At 71.1% G+C, this 495-nt stretch carries 1 protein-coding gene; it reads right to left on the reverse strand.

All coding sequences use genetic code 11. The features are described 5' to 3' along the window. Positions 1–55 precede the first annotated feature (55 nt). The coding region (locus tag ACTQ1Z_RS08540; RefSeq protein WP_441860260.1) for a hypothetical protein at positions 56–495 on the reverse strand (440 nt) is incomplete at its 5' end.

Genomic DNA, 495 nt, shown 5'->3' on the forward strand with positions numbered 1-495 from the left:
GCGGGGGGGGGGGCGCGGGGCGCCACCCCCCCCCCCCCCGCGACTCGGGTGGTGCTCATACGGCCACCGCGCTCTCGACCCGGTTGGCGTAGGTGGCGCGCATTCCCTCATCGGTGGCGAGGTAGGCCATGTGCGCGAGGTGGTCGCTGACCTCACGGAGCGCGGCGGCGTGGGTGGGTCGCCAGCGTCCGATGTGGCCGCAGTCGCAGCGCCACACCCAGTGGTCCGGCGTGTCGCGCCAGATGTGCGGCTTGTGGTCGGAGAACCAGGCGGCGACGATCTCGCGCAGGTCGCTCTCGATGCGGCGCTTGTCGCCGTCGTAGTCAAAGAACCGATGCCGGCGGTCGCCGTGCTGGCCGTGGGAGCCGCAGTCGAACAGCTCGCACGTCGTGCCCTGCTCGTGGGTTACGCGCTGGTCGTGGTCGCGGCGGAAATGGATGACGATCTCGCGGTAGTGTGCGCGGTTCGTGGCGTCTCGCTGCCAGATTTCGACGC

It is taken from the genome of Parolsenella sp. LCP21S3_E11, from assembly GCF_052118165.1.
GTDB lineage: Bacteria > Actinomycetota > Coriobacteriia > Coriobacteriales > Atopobiaceae > Parolsenella.